Origin of the sequence: Pedobacter paludis, from assembly GCF_003173575.1 — a bacterium.
Taxonomy (GTDB): Bacteria; Bacteroidota; Bacteroidia; order Sphingobacteriales; family Sphingobacteriaceae; genus Pedobacter; species Pedobacter paludis.
Genome location: NZ_QGNY01000002.1, coordinates 184,691 through 206,703, shown reverse-complemented (window position 1 = coordinate 206,703; position 22,013 = coordinate 184,691). Strand labels below are relative to the sequence as shown.

Below are 22,013 nucleotides of genomic sequence, written 5' to 3'. Positions count from 1 at the left end.
GTTATAGTAGTTTTTTATTTATGGTGTCAATATTCTTTAAATCAAAAGCTTGAATGTAGTAATTACTCGCATCCATTTTCAGTTTTCCGTTTAACAAACCACCCTGTGGAATAATGTGTTTTAATGCTATAATTTCCTTAAAATCGCTTCTTTCCATAAAACCGGGTATATCATATTGCCAATCGGGAGTAACAATTATCTTTTTAAGAATTTCCTTATCCGCAGTATTAGAAAGCATTAAACTGTTACCCCGCATTATACTTTTCCCATCAGGGCTTATCCTTGTTAAAATAAAATAATCGTAAGCAGTAGGCGGATCAGAATGGAGCGATAGTGCCTCAAAATTCCAGTCTTTGGTTTCAAAGAGCAAAAGGTTGGAAAAGTGCGATGCCGATTTTACATTCACTTTTAAACGGCCAATTTCAAAATCACCATTATCCCAAAAGCCCTTTCCCCATAGGCTTAAATCTGGTTCGGGAACCTTTAAGCCCAATGCAGTAAGTTTGTAATAAACGGCAAACTCGCCTAACTTGCCTTGAAAAGCATTGATAAAAATCTCCCCTTCTTTTCTAGACGCTGTCCCTCCTGAACGGGTTGAACGATGTTCGCCAGTATGCCCGAAAGACATTCCCCAGGCAAATTCAAATACTTTGCCTATGTCTTCTATTTGAAAAGGATTTCCCAAAAAAAGCTTTCCTTTTTGTAATTGTGTATGAATTGCCGTTGATTGAGAGCGCGTTGAAATTCATAAATTATACGGGTTAGTTATTGTTATTCCACTGCTTCTTTCACCCTCGTTTTAGTTTTTTTGGTAACTGCTTTTAATCGTTCTTCATCGCCCAGTTCTAGGGCTTTATTAATTTCTTCTGCTATTCTTGCAATTACTTTTACTGTAACCGAATTGCCTGCCTGCTTATATAATTGAGCCTGAGAAATTTCCGGCAATTTATATTCTTCAGGATAACCCTGAAATCTGAAACATTCTTTAGGTGTTAGTTTTCTAATTCCTTCATCGGTTAAAATTATGGGAACATTGTGCCCGCCTGTACCCATATTTGCCGTTAAGGTTGGGCAAACATTTTGCTTGTTTTCCCTTACGTAATGCCTTCTCCACTGATAAACGGTTTCTTTTGATTTTACCCCTTCAGCAAGTTCATTAAAGATCTTTTTATCAGCTCGGTAAAAATATTTGTCGGCAACGTTTAATGATAACAATTCGCTAACGCCAACACTAAGTTTTATAGGCTTAGGAAAACTGAAATGTTTACCATAAATATCTTCGCCATTAGCATCTTTTTGAAAAGCGACCAAATAAATCCGTTCTCTATTTTGAGGTACATTTCCGAAATCTTTAGAATTTAAAACCCGATCGTACACCGAATAATTTAAGGCCTCTAATGTTTCTTTAATAATTTTTAAAGTTTTTCCGTGATCGTGAGAAACCAGATTTTTTACGTTCTCCAAAAAAATAACTTTTGGATTAAGCACTTTGGCAAATTGGATAATTCTAAAAAAATGATTGCCACGAGTATCTTCAAAGCCTTTTCGGTAGCCCGCTATAGAGAAGGGCTGACAAGGAAAACCTCCAGCAAGCACATCAATTTTTTTTAAACCTTCTGGATCTAAATCCCAAATGTCGGCTTCATGCAAATCATGTTTAAAGTTTTCGCGATAGGTTATGCATGCAAATTTATCAATCTCGTTGGCCCAAGAAAGTTCAAAATCCTGATTTATAAAACCCTGGCATATACCACCCACCCCAGCATACAAGCTTCCTACTGTATATTTACTCATTCTCAATTAATAATTTGTCAAGAAAATCTATTTGCGAAAAATCTTTTAATGTTCCAATATAAGCTTTTGCTTTGGTTGGAGAAAGATCTGCAGATACTACGGCATTTAATAATACTGCTGCAGATGCAAAACCGGTTATGTACACCTCTCTACGTTCGATGTTTACAAAAGTAAAAATAGCATAATCGTAATTACCAATCGGAATTAATGGATATTCATCTAAAGAACTGGCTATAATTTCGAATGTTTTATCGTTAAAAAGAACTTCTGGTTTATAGCGTTTGTTTTCTTTTAATTCTAAGGTTACAAAATCTACTCCAAGCATTTTTTGAACAGCAAACTCGGAAAAAGATTTTGTTAAAAACCGGTTTAAGTAGGTCTGTCCCTCATACCTATCGCGAAGCTGATTCATATTTTGAAGCCCTAAATGTTTTATGGCAATGTTATGCAACTGCGTATTCAGTTTATAATCCACTTTAAAACGATAAGCTTTGTCAAAAATGTTCAACAGTTCTTTGAGCATGTACAAAATTACCAAGTTATTTACCAAACCCTAATATTTGGGCTGTTTTTTATACAGTTAGAAAAAACATTTAAATTTTTCTAGAATAAAAAATCTATTTGCTTGATATACAGATATATATTATATTTGATTTAACCTAAGTCGCTCTGTCATGTCAACTTTATCATCCCTGGATGCCTCAGAACAATCGGCATCTCCACTAAGTAAAAAGGACCGCATTCTATTTCTCGATGCGGTTAGAGGAATTGCTGTTCTTGGTATATTGTTAATGAACAGCATGGCACAAGGTCAGCCACATATTTTTTATGCATTTCTAAACCTTGATCAGCCCATTTTTGGTAAGAATTACTATGCCTGGGTTTTAGAGATGGGCTTTTTTGAGGGAACCATGAGAGGTTTATTCTCAATTTTGTTCGGGGCGGGAACAATTTTGTTTATTAATAGATTGGAACATAATAGAGGGCATTTGGATGCTGCCGATATTTACTATCGCAGAATTTTATGGCTCTTGGTTTTTGGATTAATTAATGCATTTATATTCTTTTGGCCAGGTGATATTTTATATTCTTATGCATTATGCGGATTGGTCTTGTTTCCTTTTAGAAAATTATCTGCCAATAGATTATTGCTCTGTTCATTGTTTTTATTATTGATAGGCACTTACCGAGAAACATCTTCATTATATGCTAGAAAAGAAATTATAACAAAAGGGAAAAAGGTAGAGTTGCTACAGAAAGAACACAAAAAAATTACTGATGAACAAAAAGGCGAATTAGAAAAATGGCAAAAATTTCGGGATAAGAATAATAGCGCAGGAATGATGAAGGATGCGAAGGAAGAGTTTAAAACAATTAAAACCTCTAATTATTCTCAATTATTCGGTTTCTATCGTGATGTAAATATGGAATTACAAAGTATCGGTTTTTATAACGGATGGTGGGATATGCTGATGTTCTTTTTCATTGGAATGGCCTTTATAAAATCTGGATTTTTAATGGGCTCAAAGCCCCTTTGGCTTTACATAATCGGTGCTGTTTTGGGGATTGGCATTGGTGTTGCATTTAACTTTATGGGTATTAAGGAAATGTACGCCGCAAAATTTGATATGGTTAAATTAACTGAATCTGCTCCTGCAGAGCTCTATCAGGTTAGAAGGCTTTTGCAAACTTTTGGTTATTTGTGCCTGCTAATTCTTCTCTACAAAATTACGCCTTTTAAAAAGTTGTTGCACATTTTTGTACCAGTGGGCCAAATGGCTTTTACCAATTACCTTTCTCAGTCCATCATTATGTCGACTATTTTTTTGGCTATGGGTTGGTTTGGCCAATTGCAACGTTACCAAATTTACGAGGTTGTTTTGGGCGTGTGGATTTTCCAAATTGTATTTAGTACCATTTGGCTTAAGTATTTTTTGTTTGGTCCGTTTGAATGGTTGTGGCGAAGTTTAACTTATGTAAAATGGCAACCCATTAAAAAAGTGAGGTTAGATGTTCAAGCACAAAGTACATCTGCAACGGTGGCCGGTTTATAGAGCATTTTAAAAACACTCTACTTCCCAAAATCTTTGCCAGTTTTCGCCAGCGTTAAGTTTAATTATGCCTTCTTTGTGCTCCAAATTTTGATCGTGGTTTACACCATCGGCAACGCCGCACCATGGTTCTAAACAAACAAAGGGCGCATCAGGTGCAGCCCAAATCCCGAAGAATGGGAAATCTTCAAAATGGAAATGAATACCGTAATCATTTTTGGTATTTAATAAACTTATGCAATTACTTTGCAGGGTTTTAAAAACCAGCGCATCATTGTAAAACAAGTTGTGCTTTAAATTCAGTTTATGGCCGCCCAGCTCAATGCTTTCGGTTTCATCATCAACCAAACCATTATCAAGTTTCCAATAGGTTAATTTTTCATCGGTATTAAATGCTAAATAATAATCTTCGTAAACTGTATTGGCTGTATTTGGAACGGCAAAGGCCGGATGAGCGCCCAAAGAAAATAAAAGCTCGTCTGTTCCGATATTTATCACCTCGTAAGTTAGGCTTAGCTTTCTTTCTATAAGTTGGTATTTAAGCTTTAACTCAAAGTAAAACGGATAAACCTTTAATGTTTCCTTGCTTTGTGTTAAGGTAAAAATGGCTTCGGTTTCGCTTGGCTTTTCTACGTTAAAAACATGGTCGCGGGCAAAGCCATGTCGAGGTAGGGCATAACTTTTACCTTTATAAGTAAAATGCTCGTTTTTTAAGGCCCCAACAATTGGGAATAAAACAGGACTGTGTTTTGCCCAATATTTTGGATCGGCATTCCATAAATATTCAATATTCGTTTCTTTGCTAAATAAGCTTTGTAGTTCGGCACCTTTTGCTAAAAGGTCAACTTTAATATAATCGTTTTCGAGTGTTATCATTTGCATTTAAAAGTAACAAATTACGAGTGCTTAAAAAACATCTTTTTTATAAAAATCAGCAGGATAAGATAGAAACCTAGATTCAGGTCATATCAAATGTAAAATTACTTTAGATTCTAAAAATTAACCACATAAGAAATATAAGAATATAAGCTTATATTTTCTTACATGCTTTATGTGGTAAAATAACTGTAGACCGTAAATAGCCAACTGTAACTGCAACTATAAACTGAAGAACTGTCTAACTATTTTCTTCCCAGATGCAGGCGATGTTGATTATGGTTTGTACTGCCTTTTCCATATCCTGAACGCTAACCCACTCCTGTTTGCTGTGAAAAGCATGTTCGCCAGCAAAAATATTTGGGCAGGGTAAGCCCATGTAAGATAATCTTGATCCATCGGTTCCGCCACGAATGCTTTGCTGTTTAGCAACAATACCCGCTCTTTCAATGGCATCTATTCCGTATTTTACAACTTGAGGATGTTGATCCAGAATCTTTTTCATGTTTCTGTACTGCGATTTTATGTTAAGTTCGTAGGTAGAATTTGGATATTTTTCCATCACAGATTGAACTAATGATTCTAAAAACCTTCCATGTTCTTCTAACTTTTCATCAGTAAAATCACGAATTATAAATTGGGCTTCGGCCTGTTCTACCTGCCCTTTAATTCCAACAGGATGAATAAAACCTTCTTTTTGATGCGTTGTTTCTGGTGTTAAACGATCTTTGGGGAGCGCGTCCAAAACCTCGGCAAGAATTTTAATTGCGCTTTCCATTTTTCCCTTTGCAAAACCTGGATGTGTGCTTACTCCATTGATAATTAATTTTGCGCCATCGGCAGAAAAGGTTTCGTCTTCTATCGATCCTAAAGTTTCCCCATCGATGGTATAACCGAAATCAGCTGCCAACTTTTTCAAATTTGCCTTATCAACACCTCTTCCAATTTCTTCATCGGGTGTAAAAAGGATTTTTACGGTACCGTGTTTAACCTCTGTATTTTTAATCAAAAAGTCTGCAGCTTCCATTATTTCGGCAACTCCGGCCTTATTATCTGCGCCAAGCAATGTTGTTCCGCTGGCCGTTATAATATCGTTGCCAATCTGGTGTTTCAAATCTTTATGCTCATCCATTTTCAAAATGATGGAAGGATCATCTGGCAGAATTAAATCTTCTCCCTGATAATTGCTGTGGATTATTGGCTTAACGTTTTCACCACTACAATCTGGAGAGGTATCCATATGCGAGCAGAAACAAATTACAGGTACGTTTTTATCGGTATTAGATGCAATTGTTGCATATACATAGCCGTTTTCATCCATATGGGCATCGTTAATGCCCATTTCCAAAAGCTCGGCAACCAGTTCATTGCCTAGGTTTTTTTGTTTTAAGGTAGATGGACATGTTGGAGATTCTGGATCAGATTGGGTATCTATTTTGGCGTATTTTATAAATCTGTTCTCTAAAGATTTGTTAAAGTTGGTGTAATTGCTCATATTCAAAGGTAAAAGTTATAGATATTCAATAAACATATTATTTTTGTAAAAAAAACAATGATGCGTAACCTCCTGAAAATTACATCCCTACTTGTTATATTCTCGCTTAAGGTTCAATTTGCATCAGCTCAATCCAACTACTTTAAATTGTCATACGGTTTTGGAGTAGGCCCTAATCGGTCTTATACAGATGTGTATAAGGGCAGTATTGGCTACACAGCCTACGGTGTTTTCGATTTTCATATTTCGCCATTTGTAACCATTGGTTTGGAAGGACAATATGGAATGATTCAGGGTGGAGATATAAATACAGATCCGCACAACCGACAGTTTATTAATAAATACACTTCGGTTACGGTAAATGGCAAGTTAATGTTGGGCGAATTAATAAATTACGATCGTAGTGAGTTTTTATACAACATTAAAGGATTATACGCCGGTTTAGGGGTAGGCATTATCAATAATAAAATGAGCGATATTGTTCGTTATAAGCCGAATACCGAGGCATCTTATCCACCGCTTGGGTATAAATTTCCTGGTAAAGACAAAAGCATGAACATTGTTGTACCCATTAATTTGGGTTTTAACTATTACATTAACGATGGTTACGGCTATGTTCGATATGTAATTAACTTTAACGCACAAGCGAATTATACATTTGGCGAAGGACTTGATGGTTATGATGATCCTGAAAATAAATTCCAGAATTATCAGCCAGATCAATATAATGTTTACTCACTTGGCTTTAAGTATTTCTTCGGAAACATTAAATCTTACCGCAAAACATTGTAGCATTTCGTCCATCATCCTCAACAATATTCATGAAAAAATTTTTAGTGTTTTGGCTCCTTTCAATAACACTCCAATCTATGGCGCAAAAAACTCCCTACGAGCTTAGTGGCAAAAAAGAAACAGCCACTTATGCCGAAGCCATTTCATATTACGAGAAGTTGGCAAAATCAAATCCGCAGGCCAAGCTTTTAACCTATGGAACAACCGATTTTGGCAAACCATTGCATTTGCTGGTTTTATCCAAGGATAAAATTTTTGATCCAGCAACCATTAGAAAAAGCAATAAGAGAATTCTGCTGATTAATAATGGCATTCATCCAGGCGAACCTGAAGGTATTGATGCCTCGATGATGCTTGCCAGAGATTTGCTCCACGCTGATCAACTTCCTAAAGATGTGGTAATCTGTATTATTCCGGTTTATAATATTGATGGAAGTTTTAATCGCACAGGTACATCTAGAGCCAACCAAAATGGACCCATAGCTTACGGTTTTAGAGGAAACAGTAAAAATTTAGATCTTAACCGCGACTTTATTAAAACCGATTCAAGAAATTCGGCTACTTTTCAATTGATTTTTAATACTTGGCAACCCGAAATATTTGTGGATACGCACACCAGTAATGGGGCCGATTATCAATACGTGATGACGCTTATCCCAACACAGAAAGATAAGTTAAATCCCATACTGGCAGATTATTTAACCCAAACTTTAGTGCCCGATTTATATAAAGGTATGGAGCAGAAAGGGTATCCAATGATTCCGTATGTAAACTCGATAGAAGAAACACCAGACGCAGGAATTACAGGTTTTATCGATCTGCCAAGATATTCTACAGGTTACACCACGCTGCACAATACCATTGGTTTTATGCCAGAAACGCACATGTTAAAGGCTTATGATTTACGGGTTGATGCGACTTATAAACTGCTTCAAACCTATATTGATTTAGTAGAACGCGATGCAAAACTTATTGGTGAAAATAAACGCAAGGCTGATGATTTGGTTGCAAATCAAAAAGCTTTTGGTTTGGAATGGAAATTAAACCGAAGTGAGGTAGACAGCTTGCCATTTAAAGGTTTCGAAGCCGGAGAAAAGCCCAGTACGGTGAGTGGGCAGGAGAGATTATTTTACGATCGGAATAAACCTTATACCAAAAGCATAAAGGAGTGGAATAAATTCGATGCTTCTATAACCGTTCAGAAACCGATAGCCTATATTATTCCTAAAGCTTGGGATCGGGTTATCGCCTTACTTAAGCTGAACAATGTTGTGCTTAAAGAGCTAAAAAGCGATGGTAAAATTAAAGTTGAAAGCTATTACATTGGCGACTTTAAAACCGGAACGCGTCCGTACGAGGGGCATTACCTCCATTCGGCAGTTAAGGTTATTTCTACGCAACAAGATTTGCAATATTATGCTGGCGATTATGTAGTTTATGTAAATCAGCCTACTAATAGGTACATCGTAGAAACTTTAGAACCGCAAGCCACAGATTCTTTTTTTAACTGGAATTTCTTTGATTCCATTTTAGACATGAAGGAACATTTTTCTGCTTATGTTTTTGAAGATACGGCAACAGAATTATTAAAGAATAACCCAGCTTTAAAAGCTAAATTAGACGCAAAAAAAGCTTCCGATCCTAATTTTGCAAAGGATGGATCAGCCCAGCTTGATTTTGTATATAAAAATTCTGATTATTACGAGAAAACCCACAATAGATATCCGGTAGCACGTTTAGTTAACGATGTGAAACTAGATTTAAAATAACCCAAATGGAATATTTAAACGCAACACCAGTTGCATCAATCATTTTTCTTTTTACCGTTGTAACCAGTCTCTACGCCTTTTACGATCATGGCATTTATGGCAAGTTTATGTTGCATCCTTACAGTGTTTCTAAGGGAAAACATATTTTCACCATCATTACCAGTGGTTTAATCCATGCAGATTGGATGCACCTGTTTTTTAATATGTTTACCTTCTATGCCTTTGCATTTACATTGGAAAAAATGATGGGCAGTTGGCAATTTGGATTGTTGTATTTTTTCGGATTGGTTTTAAGTGATATTACCACTATTTTTAAAAATAAGGATAACTATCACTACCACAGTTTGGGAGCTTCTGGAGCCATTAGCGCAGTGCTTTTTAGTTATATTCTTTTTAATCCCTGGTCGGGAATTAGAATACTTTTTATTCCCTTTGATATTCCTGCCTTTGTTTTCGGTGGGTTATACCTGGTTTACTGTATGTATGCTTCGAAAAATTCCAGAGACAACATCAATCACGATGCTCACTTTTTTGGAGCACTTACCGGATTAATATTTACGGTAATTTTTGTTCAGGGAATAGTGCCGCATTTTATTTCGGCATTAGCCAACGGAAAGTAGATTAAAAATATTTTATTCTAACCAGCAGTTGGCAGGCTCGGATTTTCGAAAAAGCTCATCGGCTGTTCTGGGTTTTTTAAGATTTCGAATAATACATATCCCCAGGGTTTCCAAAAATTTTCCAATACCTGAGCATAGGTTTTATGTTGCCAAACATCAAAAAGAGGCTTGGTCATATTTCCCCGTAAAGGCATTGCCTCGATGTAAATTGTTCCTTCAACAGGCATAAAAGTGTATTCTGGCAAGCGATTAAAAAGATAAGCAGAATAATAAAAGCGGGCGCTTAATTCTTCAAATTGTTCTGCCGTTAAAGCTTTATCTTTTACTTCGTTAATAATATCCTGATGATAGCGTTTGTTGGTTCCATTATCCTGTAAACACGCAATAATTCCAAAATCCTTCATCTTTAAAGAGAAGGTTAAAGTGTTTATTTCATCCCGAAAGCTGAATGGTGTTTCTTCGTTTTCCAGTTTTACAACCGTTATAGACCATGGCGTAAAATCTTCAAACTCTAGTTTGGTATATAAACTTTGCATCATGAAATTTAGGTTGGCAAACTTCATCATTAAAGACTGCGACATGTTTAAGCCATCGGCGGTCATTTCCTTGCGCAAAGCAGAGTGCATTTCGATGTAAACAAAACCATATAAAAACTTGCCAATCCAGTTGAATAGATCAAGCTCGGGCAAAGCCGAAACAGCACTATAGCCCTGAGCAAAAGCCTGCTCAATTTTTTCTTCCAGAGGATTTAAAAACTGCTCGTTTACTTCGCTGTTTACCGGGATTACCAAAGTATTGTAAGAGCGGATGCTTTCATCTAAAAACTGAATCTGTTCTTCTCCAGTTAAACCTGCGTGTTCTAAAAGCCATTTCGGAATCAGCGGAACCTGCAATACAGGAGAGCTAAAGGTTTTGCCACTTAGAAAGCAAATTTTATATAAAAAATCGAAGTTTTGGAAAGGATTGTATAAGCCAGTATTCATCGCTGCAATATTAGCCATTATATTTTAGTGCTCGGTAACGATGATTTTTTTTAACGTTTGGATTACTATAAGGGAACGAGTAAAGGGCTTCCCGCAGATTTCGCAGATAAAAAACGAAGATTTTAAGGCTTTGCAAAGTTTATACAGTTAGCCTATCCGTCTTGCAATTTTTACTCAAGTAGGAACCTTGGCTTTATGACCAATAAATCTGCATTAATCTGCGATCCTTATCCTTAAAATCTGCGGGAAATATTTACCTAATAACTATTATAAAAACTACCAATCTCATTTACCAGTTGATTGTAAATCGGTTTCGTAAACTCCAGGAACAAAGCAGTTGGTGGTGGAGGCAAAGATTCTCTTTTTCTGGTCATGGCCAGTTGCTGTTTGTTTAAAGCCCTATCATCGCCTTTGTAACTTGCCCAACTGTCCCGCCAAATATAAGTTCCGGGGATTTTTTGTTGTCTGATAATTTTTTGATCATGCCAGTCTGTTATGGTCATGTCTAATAATCCAGAAGAGGAAATATTTTTGTCAAAAATACTTAAAGTTGCTTTTACAGTGCCATAAATTGGTTTTTTCTCTCTTGTTTGACCAATTACTACGCTATCGCGTTTAATTTTTTCTACGCGTTCTTTCACATAAGTTTGGCCAACTACAAAATCATCGAAGTTTAAACTTAATACTTGATCTGGAATAATTTTTTGATTCGTTGCCTGTTCTTCAGAATAAAAAATCACAAATTTATTTCTTGCATAACTGGCTATAAACTGATCAATCTGTTGTTGAAAATAATCACCACTGAGTTTGTATAAATTACTGTTTACCATAATCGGCTGAACGACAACTCTAGTTAAGGCTGCCCAATAAGCATCATCCATTTTGGCTTTTACATCCTTATAATTGGGTTGTAAATTTTGAACCTTTTCAAACTCGTAATATGCTTTTTTGGCACTTTGTCTATTATTGTCGTTTAAATATTCCATGCCCGAATTGTATCTCGCAACCGCTGCATTGTATTTACTCTCACTTAATTCTTTTATATATTTTGAAGGTGATGGAACCAAAGGCAAACAGGCTGGGCAACTGTTAATGTCATCCGCCAACTGATTGATTTTTTGATATTCGTAGATAATGGCTTCCCATCTAAATAAATCGTTTGACGCTTTTGCCTCTTCAATTTTTCTTAAATGATCCTGCAATGCAAGGTTGTATGCAGTAGGTAAAACACCTATTGCCTCGCTATTTTTCGGTGAATTTTGCAAACGGCTAACTGCTTTTGCAACAGAAGCATCGTAATCTCCTTTTTGCAAAGCTTTTTTTCCTGTGGTACATCCTCCAATAATTATGAAGGATAAATAAATAAAATACCGTAATCTTGAAATGTTTTTCATGGCATTGAGCATTAATAGTCGCTGTATGAATATAACTATAAAGTTTTATTCGCATTGACTAGATTTGTAAGGCAATATTACCCTATTTATTTAGAAGACGATTGATAATGAAAATTAGTTGCAAGCAGTTCGAATTAGAGTTAAAACATCCTTTTTCCATTTCTAAATTTACCAGAACGAGTACCCCTTTAATGCTTTTAAAAATTCAGCATGAAGATGTAATTGGTTATGGTGAGGCCTCTATGGTACCATACATGGGAGAAAGTTACGAAAGTGCAAATGCATTTCTGAATCTGGTAGATTGGGATAGAATACAATATCCATTTAATTTCGAGGAAATAATTGCCTATTTGGATGGCCTTGCGCCAGGTCAGCCAGCCATTAAAGCAGCCATTGACATTGCACTGAACGACATTAATGGTAAAATCTTAAACAAACCCTGTTACGAGATTTATGGTGCTGATCCAGCTAAAATGCCCGTAACTTCTTACACCATCGGAATTGATAAACCAGAAGTTATCCGCGAAAAATTAAAAGATGCAGAAGGTTTTAAGGTGATTAAGGTAAAGCTTGGAAGAGATAACGATAAAGAAATAATTGAGACCATTAGAAGCCTAACCGATGTACCGCTTTATGTAGATGCTAATCAGGGATGGAGTGATAAAATACAAGCTATTGATTTAATTTATTGGCTCCATGCAAAAGGTGTTGTATTAATTGAACAGCCCATGGATAAAGCAAATATTGATGGAAATGCCTGGCTTACAGAGCGTAGTCCAATTCCTTTACTTGCAGATGAAGCCGTTCAGCGTTTGGCCGATATGGACAGCTTGAAAGATGCTTACCACGGTATTAATGTGAAGTTGATGAAAAGCTGTGGCATGTACGAAGGCCATCAAATGATTTTGAAAGCACGTTCTTTCGGAATGAAGGTTTTAATTGGTTGCATGAGCGAAACCAGTTGCGCAACTTTAGCGGCTGCGTCATTAGCGCCACTATGCAATTGGGCCGATTTGGATGGGCCATGGCTTACCACCAATAATCCGTTTGCCAATCCAGCATTCGAGAATGGAAAGTATATTTTAAAAAATTTACCCGGCTTAGGCTTGGAAGGTGTTAGCCCTGACCTTTTTCTTTAAAGGTTTTCCGGATTTGTTTCATCAACTGAATTTTAAAATAAATAAGTGCACAGCCTGTACCTACTAAAAACGCAGCCGGAAGATATTTTCCATTTTGATAACACCAAACTATCCCGAAAAGAGAGAGAATGATACCTAAATTATAGAAAATATTTAATAAGAATTTTTTGCCCACAATTTGAGGATTTGTTCTGTAATAAAATTCATTGATTAATTACCAAAGAGAAAATTCAATTATCAAACCTCCTGTGCGCAGATTATGTTTTAACCTGCAATTGGCATCGTTTGATAATTGAATTTTGCTTATTGATTATTTTAATATACTGGCATATTTGGATCAAAAGCTTCTTGCCAGGCTAAAATACCGCCTTTTAAATTATACAGGTTATCAAAGCCATACTGTTGCTCTAATTGCATAACAGCTGCGGCACTTCTTTTACCGCTACGGCATTGTACAATAACAGGTTTGTCTTTGGCCACTTTATCTGCTTCGATTAAAATTCCACCTAATGGAATGTTTTCTCCGTTAAGATTAGAAACCTCATATTCAAATGTTTCGCGAACATCAATTAACTGAAAATCTTCATTGTTGTCGATTTTCTCTTTTAGTTCTTGTACCGATATTTCTTTCATGTAAAAATCTATTTATAACGAAGTTAGATAAAACTGTGGAGCAATCCTTAAATCAGACAAAAAAATTCCTTCCATATAATTTATTTTGACCGATAACCAACAGTTTGCATCTGTTATTTCGGCATTGTTCCTGTTAAGAGTTTTATGGGCAATTTGATTTTTTGAATCGTAGAAACTCCATCACGTAGGGAAACAAAATAAAGCATCTCTAGTTTTTCATCATAGAATGGATGAGTATCAAAACTTTGCCCGTTAACTTTTGGCCCTAAATTTTTTGGCTCCGACCAGTTTTTCCAGCTGTCATCCAAGCGGGTGCTCACAAATAAATCGAAATCGCCATAACCACTAAAGCCGTTGCTAGCAAAAATTATGGTTTTATTATCGCTCAAAATAAAGGGTGTGGTTTCATCTGCAGCGCTGTTTAAAGACTTGCCCATATTTTGCAAATAACTGTAATTTACATCGTCTTTGGGTTGGGTAAAATATAGGTCGAAACCACCCTGAGTAAGATCAGACTCAATCGAAAAAATAATGTGCTGCGCATCCTGCGTCATAAAAGCATCGGCATACTCTCCATAGTTATTGTAGGCAATAATTTTAAGGGGTTTTTGATAAGAATATGTTCCATTAATTAAATTAAAAAAGTCGAAACCCAGCGATTCATCGCCAATTCGATATTTTTTTTCGCTTCCCATTAAAATGGATTTGTTTGCTGGCGAGTAACCCAAAATATAATTGAGTTTTTTATCGTTCTTAATTTTACTGCTGATGTTTATGCTGGCTTTAGGATTATCGAGATTAACAGCATGTACCTCACTCACTTTAGTTGCAGTGCTAATGGTGTAGTAAAAGTCTCTTTCGATTACAAATGGGGCACTTAGTTCATGATCTGCAGATTCTGAAAAAATAAAGGTTTCCGGGTTTGATAGTTTATCTGCCCCATCAATTAAATTAGGAGTGGCTTGGATGGGCGTTTCCTCATCAGAAATTCCGATCGCATCTACCTGTTTTTGTCCAGGCTGTAAAGCAAAATTAAATTCAACTCGAAGTGCCTTAACATTGCTTTCAGGATTTTCGAGCATAAAATATTCAGCATCCGCATTAAAGGCAACATCGGGTGCGGTTTCTATTTTTCTCCGTTTCTTATTGAAATAAAATCGCCTATCGGCATTGCTTTTCTGTTTCGATCCATAGCTCATTTCCCTATAATTTATTTTTTTTCTGCTTACGGTATGATATTTACCTGTACCATCTCCAACCTGAATTCTGCTTACACAACCCGCATTTAAATTTTCGAAAATGGCTATCTGTTTAACGGTTTGTGCCTGTTCAAATTCTACCTCAACATAAGCTGTACCCAGAGCATCTTTAGAAACCCATGCATTTGCACTCGGCCCACCTTGCGGAAAAGCATCCGGTCTGCCCAAAATTCTTTTTACGCTATTCTGCTTTCCACCAAGATCTGAAGTGTACTTTAAAACTTTGCCTGCCCACTGAATTTGTTGTGCACTTGCTACAATTGGAAACAAAAGGAATAAAAAGTAGATTTTTTTCATCGTTATAAGGGGACTAATTATAAAAACGGCTACAGGTAAACCTGCAGCCGAACCATAAACAATGTTGTATTAAACAACTAGTTGTTAACCTTAATTTTTTCAACTTTCTTTCCTTTAAAAGCGAAAATATATTCTCCATCTTCGGTAATGTCAATTCCATCTCCATACTTCGGACTACCGCCTTTTCCCTTAGATTCTACCATACCTTTTGTTTCACCATTGGTCATATTTATTCCGTAAATAACATTTTTGGAATTGCGCTGATCGCGAAGGAAATAGTTATCTCCAATGTGATAGAAATAATCTACCCCTTTAATTTTTTCTGAGGCATAATTTCTTTTGCCATCTGCCTTTTTATAACTCGCCAAACCTTTTTCTGATAAGACAACAACATCATCACCAAAATCAATTACATCGGTAGCGCGACCAACTTTTGCATCATTGTGTTTAACATCGAAATACTGTTTTCCAGATTCAATATCGTAAGAGTAAAATTCATCGCCATCGCCAACAAAAACGGTTTTATCTTGGTGGATAATCATATCGGTGATGCGTTTATCGAACTTTTCTGATCTCCAAACCGTTTGCCCGGTTTTATCATCTAAAGAAAGAATTCCATTTTTCTGGGCTTTATAATCGTAAAAAATATAAGGAACCCAAGCTTTTGCACCACCGCCACCTCCAAGTAACATCCCAGCAGCCATACTGCCAGCATTAGAAGATTCTTCGAATCTTAGCTCCTGAACTTCTACTTTCCCGCCAACTTGCACCATAACCCTGTTCCCGGTTTTGTAAATGTTTGGCATTGCAAAAGCACCGGTAATTTTTTCTGATGCCCAGATGAGTTTTCCACTTTGCAGATCGTGCTTTTCTACATATTTCGAGCGATCTCCGCTTCCCATAATTACAATGTAAACTGCATCATCAGTGTAAATTGGGTCGGCAATTGCATGGTAATAACTGGTGCGTTTTTTCCCGGCTCCAAGTATTCCGTTACTGCTTTTGCTGATGTCATTTTCATAGGTAACATCCCATATTTTTTGTCCGTTTGATAAGTTGAAACATTGAATCCCATCCATCCACATAAATAATTTATCACCTACAATGTTTAAATCAACAACCGGTTTTCTGGTAACGAGTTCTTTCTCTACCACGCCTCTAAAAGTGGCATCCCAAAGAATTTCGCCATTTGCCGCGTTGATTTTTACCAACTGATTTTTAAATCCAGAAAATAAAGCCGCGAGAGCCGTAGGCTTAAAATTTACCATAATAATCTGGTTGCTGGCCTTATCGTAAATGTATTTTCCAACACTTCCTTTAAACAATTTGGTTTCCCAGATTTTTTCGCCGGTTTTGGCGTTAAGCATATTTAATCCATCTCTTTGAGCAATCATAAAAGCGTCTAATTCTGCAATGTATTTTACAGTTTCTACATCAGAGTTTTCGGTAACATCCTTCGGTAAAAGATTTTGATAATTTTCCGAGTTCCACAATTCCTTGCCCGTTGCAACATCTAGAACCGCGATGCGATCGGTGCCTAATTTTCGTCTATCGAACAGAAAAAGATAGCCCCCGCTAGTAGAATAAATGTAATATTGAAACTCTGAATTATTGGTTTTGTTGGTGGTTATTTTTTTAAAATCTCCGTCCCAGATCGATTTACCATCGGTGTTTAATACCGTTGCAGAGTTATCGTCTGTTCCTAAAACAAATGTTCCTTCGGCATTAACCATAGCTAATCTTGTAGCCTTGTTAGAGAAATCGGATTCCCATACGGTTTTAAAGTTTCCGGCCTTTTTGCCTGCTTTTCCTCCGCCTACTAAACTTTTTAATTTGCCAAATTGCGCATTTGCAACACCACCGCTAATTCCCAGCAGCAATGCTAAAATGAATACTTTTTTGTTCATGGTTTAAATTTTTATTATTCGATGTTTATAGTTTGTCTAATTTTATATCGCTGTTGTTTGGGTAACTTAAAAGCGAATTTGTGGTTGAGTACCGTATCGGATAAATACTCCATAAAGTCGATGTCTTTTATATCGCTATCTACCTTAAAAAAAGAAGAGAGTTTGCCATTCTGAACCACAGCAATATCTACAACCATGTAGCCTTTAATGGCACTAAACTTTTTATTTTTCTTTTTAAGAAACTCTGGGCTTTTAAATAGCGCATCAACCTCTGTTGTTACGGCATCTTGTACCTGCTCTTCTTCGGTAAGAATTGGTTTTTTTTGTGCCAGCGCCTGGTTGGTGTTAAAAGTTAGCGCAAAAAGACAGATGCAGATTGCAAAGCAATGAAAGGTGTTTTTTTTGAGAGACAGCATTTTCTGATGATTTTATTGTACTCAAAATTGATTTAAAACCTATGAATTGTAAATACCTCACAGTGGGTATTTTAACATACCCACCAGTACGGATATGCCGAAAAATTTTTTGCCAAAAACTGTAACATATAGGCTTGTGGGGCGTTTAATTATAAATAATAAAATGGACAAATTGAACCGTTTCTTTTGGTTTTGTTCTGGTGCCCACATCCCGACATTAGAAAAGTATCCTTCAGAACAAAATAAATATACCGGGATTGGTGCCACAATTTTCTTTACAGGTTTGTTTGCAGCCTTATCTGGCGGTTATGCCATGTATTTTGTTTTTAGCGGAAACGACCTTGCCGTAATTTTTGCTATCGTTTTCGGCTTTTTATGGGGTGCTGCAATTTTTAATATGGATAGATACATTGTTTCCAGCATTAATAAAAGTGCCAGTACAAACAAACAGCTTTTACAGGCTACCCCTCGTATTTTGTTGGCCATTATGATTGGTATGGTAATTTCTAGGCCAATTGAACTGAAAATTTTCGATAAAGAGATTAAGCAACGTTTAAAGGTGAGCTATCTTAATGGGCAACGCTCTAAAATTGATACCCTGAATAAAGCTTTCGAGAATAAATATCAGGTAGAATTTGGTCGGTTAAATCAACAAAAGGCAACCCGCGATTCGTTGGAAAATGGAATTAAAGCCGATAAACAAAAATTAAACTTCGAGATTTTCGGGAATAAAACCACTGAAACCTCAGGTGTTATGGGATATGGCCCTTATGCAAAACGCAAAGAGGCCGAAATAAAACAGCGCACAGCGGAGCTCGACAGCTTGAAAGCAACAATTAATAAATCAGAATCTTTTATTGATAAGCGAAAGGAATTCGATGGATTGTTTACAGAGAAACTTTACACAGCCAAACAGTTGGATAGCCTGGCAAACTTAGCCGGTTTTGCCGATCGGAACTGGGCATTGGGTCAACTTAAGTTTAATGCTGATGGAACCAATGATAACAATACAGCAATGGCTGTAACGTTTATTGGCCTACTTTTTATTTTCTTTGAGTGTTTGCCTGTATTTGTAAAGTTAATGAGTGCCCGCGGACCTTATGATTTTGCAACATCAGACGGAGATGAAGTTGCAATCTATCAATCTAAAAAGGATAAGGATTTCCATATGGAGGTAGCCGATAATATCCACGAAACCCGGGTAGATTCCGAGTCATCCAAAAGGAAAGAAATTATAAAAGGTAAGGCTTATCGCGATTTGGAAAAATACGACTGGGATAAAGAATGATGGAAGATGTAATATGGATGAGTGAAATGAGAGAACGATTGATAGATCATTGAAATCCTCATTCAATTATCCATCTTACGTAAAACATTTTACGTATTTTAACGCCATTAAACCCAGCTTTATGAAGAAAATCCTCGGTACAGCAATTATTAGTATGTTGTCGATATGTGCTTTTGCACAAAATGAAATCAGTTATACGGTTTCTTTTCCAAATGCAATTCATCATGAAGCGCAGATTAGCATGCAAATTCCAAACGTTCCGGCAGGGCCATTAACAGTAAGAATGAGCCGATCTTCGCCAGGTAGGTATGCCACGCACGAATTTGGCAAAAACGTTTATAACTTTAAAGCTTTCGACCCTTCGGGCAAGGAACTTATTTTAAAACAATCCGCAGGCGATGTTTATGAAATCCCTGCACATGGCAACAGTGTAAAAATTACCTATACGCTTTTTGGAAACTGGATAGATGGAACTTATGCTGGTTTTGATGAAACCCATGCACACATGAACATTCCGGCAACTTTTGCCTTTCCTGTTGGGATGGATAAACGGGCCCGATTGGTAAAGTTTAATTATGCCGAAAAGCAAAACTGGAAAGTGGCTACCCAACTTAAACCAATGGGAAATGAAACCTATTTTGCGCCAAACCTGCAGTATTTTATGGATAGCCCCACTGAACTTGCTAATTATAAAACTGCAAGCTGGAAGGTAAAAAATCCCGATGGAAAAACTCAGACCATCCACCTAATCGCTCATTCTAACGATAGTCAAAAAACCATCGACAATTATGCAGATCTGCTAAAGAAAATGGTTGATGAGCATTTGGCTGTTTGGGGCGAATTTCCGGCTTACGATTATGGAAACTATTATTTTTTAGAAGATGTTTATCCGGAAAATGCTGGAGATGGAATGGAACACCGAAATTCTACTTCTATTGTTCAGCGCACACCAAAAATAGATGGATACGAATCTCAATTATTGGGAACATTTTCTCATGAATATTTCCACAGCTGGAATGTAGAAAGGCTAAGGCCAAAAACTTTAGAGCCATTTAATTTTGAACATTCGAACATTAGCGATGAGCTTTGGCTGGCAGAAGGTTTTACGCAATATTACGGTGCGCTGTTGTTAACTCGGGCAGGTTTAAAAACGGTTGATAATGCCACACAGACATTTAATGGGCTAATCAACGCCGTTTTAACTTCGCCAGGAGCGCGGAATTTTTCGCCAATACAGGCCAGTAGATATGCAGTTTTTGCAGATGCAGGAGTAGCCATAGATCAAACCAATAAAGGAAATATCTTCACCTCCTATTATACGTATGGCGCCGCCACAGCGCTCGCCTTAGATTTAAGATTAAGAGCTGATTTTAATCTTACCCTTGACGATTACATGAGGGCACTTTGGAAAGCTTATGGAAAGCCAGAAATCGCCTACACCGTTCCTGATTTAGAGAAAACATTAGGTATTTTAACTAAGAACCCAACTTTCGCTAGAGATTTTTTTAAGCGGTATATCTATGGAACAGAAAAAAGCGATTATGCCAAATTGCTGTTAAATGCAGGCTTTATTCTTCGAAAAGTGAACCCAAATCAGGCCTATACAGGTTTATCAAGAGTTAATTTTGATACAGGAAAAGCAGTATTGCCTCAAACGGTACAGGGTACGCCAGCCTATAATGCTGGTTTAGATGTAGATGATGTGATTTTGACACTCGATCATTTGGAAATTAAAGATCAGGCTACGCTAACAAAAATTACCGATTCACGTAAACCCGGCGATGTAGTTTTGGTGAGCTATCTACATAGAGGGGAACAAAAATCTACAAATTTAACCTTTGCAGAAAACCCTGTGATGGAAATTGTTCCAATAGAAAAAACAGGCGGTGCTTTAACAAAAGAGATGGAGGCTTTTAGAGATAAATGGTTAAACTCGCAGGTTAAAACCAAATAATAATCTATAACTTGGATCGCATAAATTATAATAGAATGAAAAAGATTTTCCTTTTTACACTTGTCGGCCTGGCAAGTTTCCAACTTCGGGCACAAAACATTGATAAAATAATAACCCGCGACTATGCCGATCATCTAATTAAAACTTTAAGCAGCGATGAGATGCAGGGCCGTGGAACTTTTACACCCGGAATAGATAAGGCCGCAACATTTATAGAATCGGAGTTTAAAAAAATAGGTCTTCAACCGTTAACCGGAGAAAAATCTTTCCGTCAAACTTTTTATAAATATCAGATTTCAAACTTAAGCAAAACAGTAAAGATTGATGGAAAAGACATTGCACAAGAGAATTTATTGATCACTGGACTTTCGGCTGAAAGTGTTTCACTTACTAAGGCAAATACTGCTGTGGTTAAGCTTGATGCAAGTAAACCTTTTATGGGACAGCTTAGGGCGATGATGAAGGTTAAAAAAAATCAATTGATTTTGGTTGATGCAAAGCTTGCCGATAATTTTAAGCAATATCAAAGCTATTTTAGCAAACCAACCACTGTTGATGAAAAGGATTATAAAGTTGGCGAATCGAATGTTCAGGTTTTTGTATTGGGAACAGATACCGTGGCCAATGATTTTAAGATAGAGCTGAAAAACAAGGTTGATAAAATGCCTTTATTCAATGTAGCGGGAATGATTCCGGGGAAATCCAAAGCCAAAGAACTGGTTGTTTTTTCTGGTCACTATGATCATTTAGGCATTACTAAAACTGTAAATGGAGATAGTATTGCTAATGGAGCCGATGATGATGCATCTGGCACAACAGCAATGATTGCTTTGGCTAAATATTACAAAGCACTAAAAAATAATGAGCGTACATTAATTTTTGTGGCTTTTACAGCTGAAGAAATTGGTGGTTTTGGGGCAAAATATTTCTCTGCAAAATTAAATCCTGATGAAGTTGTGGCGATGTTTAATATCGAAATGATTGGAAAGGACTCTAAATTTGGAAAAAATACAGCGTTTATTACGGGATTTGATAAATCTGATTTCGGAAAAATTTTGCAAAAAAACTTAGCAGGAACAGAATTTACTTTTCATCCAGATCCTTATCCAGATCAAAACCTATTTTACCGAAGTGATAATGCAACACTTGCCGCATTAGGTGTTCCAGCGCATACCATTAGTACCGATAAAATAGATGTAGATGAATTTTACCACACGGTGAAAGATGAGTATGGTACTTTGGATGTAGAAAATATTTTATCAACCATTAAAGCCATTGCAAAAAGTGCCATTACAATTGTTAATGGAACTGATACGCCAACCAGAATACCTAAGTTGAAGCAATAA

Annotated in this window: 20 protein-coding genes; 8 read left to right on the top strand and 12 right to left on the bottom strand. The window is 36.6% G+C overall.

The window, feature by feature from the left end:
- Position 1: 1 nt before the first annotated feature.
- From DF947_RS05405 to DF947_RS05395, 3 genes are all read right to left on the bottom strand, one after another.
- Positions 2-685, bottom strand: coding sequence for a hypothetical protein (locus DF947_RS05405; protein ID WP_109928691.1), 684 nt, complete (start codon positions 683-685; stop codon positions 2-4).
- Between the two features lie 86 nt (positions 686-771).
- The gene (dcm, locus tag DF947_RS05400) at positions 772-1,794 is read right to left on the bottom strand and encodes a DNA cytosine methyltransferase (protein WP_109928690.1); all 1,023 of its coding nucleotides are present in this window, start codon (positions 1,792-1,794) and stop codon (positions 772-774) included.
- A complete protein-coding gene (locus DF947_RS05395) occupies positions 1,787-2,317 on the bottom strand; it encodes a hypothetical protein (RefSeq protein WP_109928689.1) in 531 nt (176 codons plus the stop codon). The genes dcm and DF947_RS05395 overlap by 8 nt, the downstream gene beginning before the upstream one ends.
- Positions 2,318-2,468: 151 nt before the next feature.
- On the opposite strand from DF947_RS05395, the gene DF947_RS05390 reads away from it, so the two are divergent.
- Entirely contained in the window at positions 2,469-3,848 is a 1,380-nt protein-coding gene (locus tag DF947_RS05390) for a DUF418 domain-containing protein (RefSeq protein WP_109928688.1), read from the top strand.
- Positions 3,849-3,854: 6 nt separating this feature from the next.
- Here DF947_RS05390 and DF947_RS05385 read toward each other — a convergent pair whose 3' ends face one another.
- On the bottom strand, positions 3,855-4,721 hold the full coding sequence (locus tag DF947_RS05385; protein ID WP_109929191.1) for an aldose 1-epimerase family protein: 867 nt from the start codon (positions 4,719-4,721) through the stop codon (positions 3,855-3,857).
- 241 nt (positions 4,722-4,962) lie between these two features.
- Positions 4,963-6,216, bottom strand: a complete 1,254-nt coding sequence (pepT, locus tag DF947_RS05380) for a peptidase T (RefSeq protein WP_109928687.1) — start codon at positions 6,214-6,216, stop codon at positions 4,963-4,965.
- 57 nt (positions 6,217-6,273) lie between these two features.
- On the opposite strand from pepT, the gene DF947_RS05375 reads away from it, so the two are divergent.
- The 3 genes from DF947_RS05375 to DF947_RS05365 are packed head-to-tail and all read left to right on the top strand — an operon-like array spanning position 6,274 to position 9,397.
- Complete coding sequence (locus DF947_RS05375; RefSeq protein ID WP_240615320.1) at positions 6,274-7,008, top strand: hypothetical protein; 735 nt, start codon at positions 6,274-6,276, stop codon at positions 7,006-7,008.
- Positions 7,009-7,037: 29 nt separating this feature from the next.
- Positions 7,038-8,777 (top strand): M14 family zinc carboxypeptidase, encoded by a 1,740-nt coding sequence (locus DF947_RS05370; RefSeq protein ID WP_167397999.1) that lies wholly within the window; start codon positions 7,038-7,040, stop codon positions 8,775-8,777.
- A gap of 5 nt (positions 8,778-8,782) precedes the next feature.
- On the top strand, positions 8,783-9,397 hold the full coding sequence (locus DF947_RS05365; protein WP_109928685.1) for a rhomboid family intramembrane serine protease: 615 nt from the start codon (positions 8,783-8,785) through the stop codon (positions 9,395-9,397).
- Positions 9,398-9,414: 17 nt separating this feature from the next.
- Here DF947_RS05365 and DF947_RS05360 read toward each other — a convergent pair whose 3' ends face one another.
- Together DF947_RS05360 and DF947_RS05355 are read right to left on the bottom strand one after the other, a co-directional pair.
- The gene (locus DF947_RS05360; protein ID WP_109928684.1) at positions 9,415-10,398 is read right to left on the bottom strand and encodes a hypothetical protein; all 984 of its coding nucleotides are present in this window, start codon (positions 10,396-10,398) and stop codon (positions 9,415-9,417) included.
- Between the two features lie 239 nt (positions 10,399-10,637).
- Entirely contained in the window at positions 10,638-11,774 is a 1,137-nt protein-coding gene (locus DF947_RS05355; protein ID WP_109929189.1) for a hypothetical protein, read from the bottom strand.
- Between the two features lie 107 nt (positions 11,775-11,881).
- Between DF947_RS05355 and DF947_RS05350 the strand changes: the two genes are divergently transcribed.
- The gene (locus tag DF947_RS05350) at positions 11,882-12,913 is read left to right on the top strand and encodes a dipeptide epimerase (RefSeq protein WP_109928683.1); all 1,032 of its coding nucleotides are present in this window, start codon (positions 11,882-11,884) and stop codon (positions 12,911-12,913) included.
- Here the strand turns inward: DF947_RS05350 and DF947_RS05345 are convergent.
- The 5 genes from DF947_RS05345 to DF947_RS05325 all read right to left on the bottom strand — a co-directional run bounded on the left by DF947_RS05345 (position 12,891) and on the right by DF947_RS05325 (position 17,425).
- Positions 12,891-13,088 carry a DUF6358 family protein gene (locus tag DF947_RS05345; protein ID WP_109928682.1) on the bottom strand — a complete coding sequence of 66 codons (198 nt, stop codon included), beginning with the start codon at positions 13,086-13,088 and terminating at the stop codon, positions 12,891-12,893. The two genes, DF947_RS05350 and DF947_RS05345, sit on opposite strands and share 23 nt — an antisense overlap.
- A gap of 140 nt (positions 13,089-13,228) precedes the next feature.
- Positions 13,229-13,546, bottom strand: coding sequence for a rhodanese-like domain-containing protein (locus tag DF947_RS05340; RefSeq protein ID WP_109928681.1), 318 nt, complete (start codon positions 13,544-13,546; stop codon positions 13,229-13,231).
- A gap of 113 nt (positions 13,547-13,659) precedes the next feature.
- On the bottom strand, positions 13,660-15,102 hold the full coding sequence (locus DF947_RS05335; RefSeq protein ID WP_109928680.1) for a PD40 domain-containing protein: 1,443 nt from the start codon (positions 15,100-15,102) through the stop codon (positions 13,660-13,662).
- Between the two features lie 77 nt (positions 15,103-15,179).
- Positions 15,180-17,009 (bottom strand): outer membrane protein assembly factor BamB family protein, encoded by a 1,830-nt coding sequence (locus DF947_RS05330; RefSeq protein ID WP_109928679.1) that lies wholly within the window; start codon positions 17,007-17,009, stop codon positions 15,180-15,182.
- Between the two features lie 14 nt (positions 17,010-17,023).
- On the bottom strand, positions 17,024-17,425 hold the full coding sequence (locus DF947_RS05325) for a hypothetical protein (RefSeq protein WP_109928678.1): 402 nt from the start codon (positions 17,423-17,425) through the stop codon (positions 17,024-17,026).
- A 163-nt stretch (positions 17,426-17,588) separates the two neighbouring features.
- Here DF947_RS05325 and DF947_RS05320 point away from each other — a divergent pair, with 163 nt between their 5' ends.
- The 3 genes from DF947_RS05320 to DF947_RS05310 all read left to right on the top strand — a co-directional run bounded on the left by DF947_RS05320 (position 17,589) and on the right by DF947_RS05310 (position 22,013).
- Entirely contained in the window at positions 17,589-18,713 is a 1,125-nt protein-coding gene (locus tag DF947_RS05320; RefSeq protein ID WP_109929188.1) for a DUF4407 domain-containing protein, read from the top strand.
- 121 nt (positions 18,714-18,834) lie between these two features.
- On the top strand, positions 18,835-20,667 hold the full coding sequence (locus DF947_RS05315) for a M61 family metallopeptidase (protein WP_109928677.1): 1,833 nt from the start codon (positions 18,835-18,837) through the stop codon (positions 20,665-20,667).
- Positions 20,668-20,702: 35 nt separating this feature from the next.
- A complete protein-coding gene (locus DF947_RS05310; RefSeq protein ID WP_109928676.1) occupies positions 20,703-22,013 on the top strand; it encodes a M20/M25/M40 family metallo-hydrolase in 1,311 nt (436 codons plus the stop codon).

Excerpts from the sequence above, each read along its gene's own strand:
- DF947_RS05320 (WP_109929188.1), top strand. The coding sequence starts at position 17,589 with ATGGACAAATTGAACCGTTTCTTTTGGTTTTGTTCTGGTGCCCACATC.
- DF947_RS05340 (WP_109928681.1), bottom strand. The coding sequence starts at position 13,546 with ATGAAAGAAATATCGGTACAAGAACTAAAAGAGAAAATCGACAACAAT.
- DF947_RS05395 (WP_109928689.1), bottom strand. The coding sequence starts at position 2,317 with ATGCTCAAAGAACTGTTGAACATTTTTGACAAAGCTTATCGTTTTAAA.
- DF947_RS05390 (WP_109928688.1), top strand. The coding sequence starts at position 2,469 with ATGTCAACTTTATCATCCCTGGATGCCTCAGAACAATCGGCATCTCCA.
- DF947_RS05310 (WP_109928676.1), top strand. The coding sequence starts at position 20,703 with ATGAAAAAGATTTTCCTTTTTACACTTGTCGGCCTGGCAAGTTTCCAA.
- DF947_RS05330 (WP_109928679.1), bottom strand. The coding sequence starts at position 17,009 with ATGAACAAAAAAGTATTCATTTTAGCATTGCTGCTGGGAATTAGCGGT.
- DF947_RS05385 (WP_109929191.1), bottom strand. The coding sequence starts at position 4,721 with ATGATAACACTCGAAAACGATTATATTAAAGTTGACCTTTTAGCAAAA.
- DF947_RS05355 (WP_109929189.1), bottom strand. The coding sequence starts at position 11,774 with ATGAAAAACATTTCAAGATTACGGTATTTTATTTATTTATCCTTCATA.
- DF947_RS05335 (WP_109928680.1), bottom strand. The coding sequence starts at position 15,102 with ATGAAAAAAATCTACTTTTTATTCCTTTTGTTTCCAATTGTAGCAAGT.
- DF947_RS05315 (WP_109928677.1), top strand. The coding sequence starts at position 18,835 with ATGAAGAAAATCCTCGGTACAGCAATTATTAGTATGTTGTCGATATGT.
- pepT (WP_109928687.1), bottom strand. The coding sequence starts at position 6,216 with ATGAGCAATTACACCAACTTTAACAAATCTTTAGAGAACAGATTTATA.
- DF947_RS05375 (WP_240615320.1), top strand. The coding sequence starts at position 6,274 with ATGATGCGTAACCTCCTGAAAATTACATCCCTACTTGTTATATTCTCG.
- DF947_RS05370 (WP_167397999.1), top strand. The coding sequence starts at position 7,038 with ATGAAAAAATTTTTAGTGTTTTGGCTCCTTTCAATAACACTCCAATCT.
- DF947_RS05325 (WP_109928678.1), bottom strand. The coding sequence starts at position 17,425 with ATGCTGTCTCTCAAAAAAAACACCTTTCATTGCTTTGCAATCTGCATC.
- DF947_RS05350 (WP_109928683.1), top strand. The coding sequence starts at position 11,882 with ATGAAAATTAGTTGCAAGCAGTTCGAATTAGAGTTAAAACATCCTTTT.
- DF947_RS05365 (WP_109928685.1), top strand. The coding sequence starts at position 8,783 with ATGGAATATTTAAACGCAACACCAGTTGCATCAATCATTTTTCTTTTT.
- dcm (WP_109928690.1), bottom strand. The coding sequence starts at position 1,794 with ATGAGTAAATATACAGTAGGAAGCTTGTATGCTGGGGTGGGTGGTATA.
- DF947_RS05360 (WP_109928684.1), bottom strand. The coding sequence starts at position 10,398 with ATGGCTAATATTGCAGCGATGAATACTGGCTTATACAATCCTTTCCAA.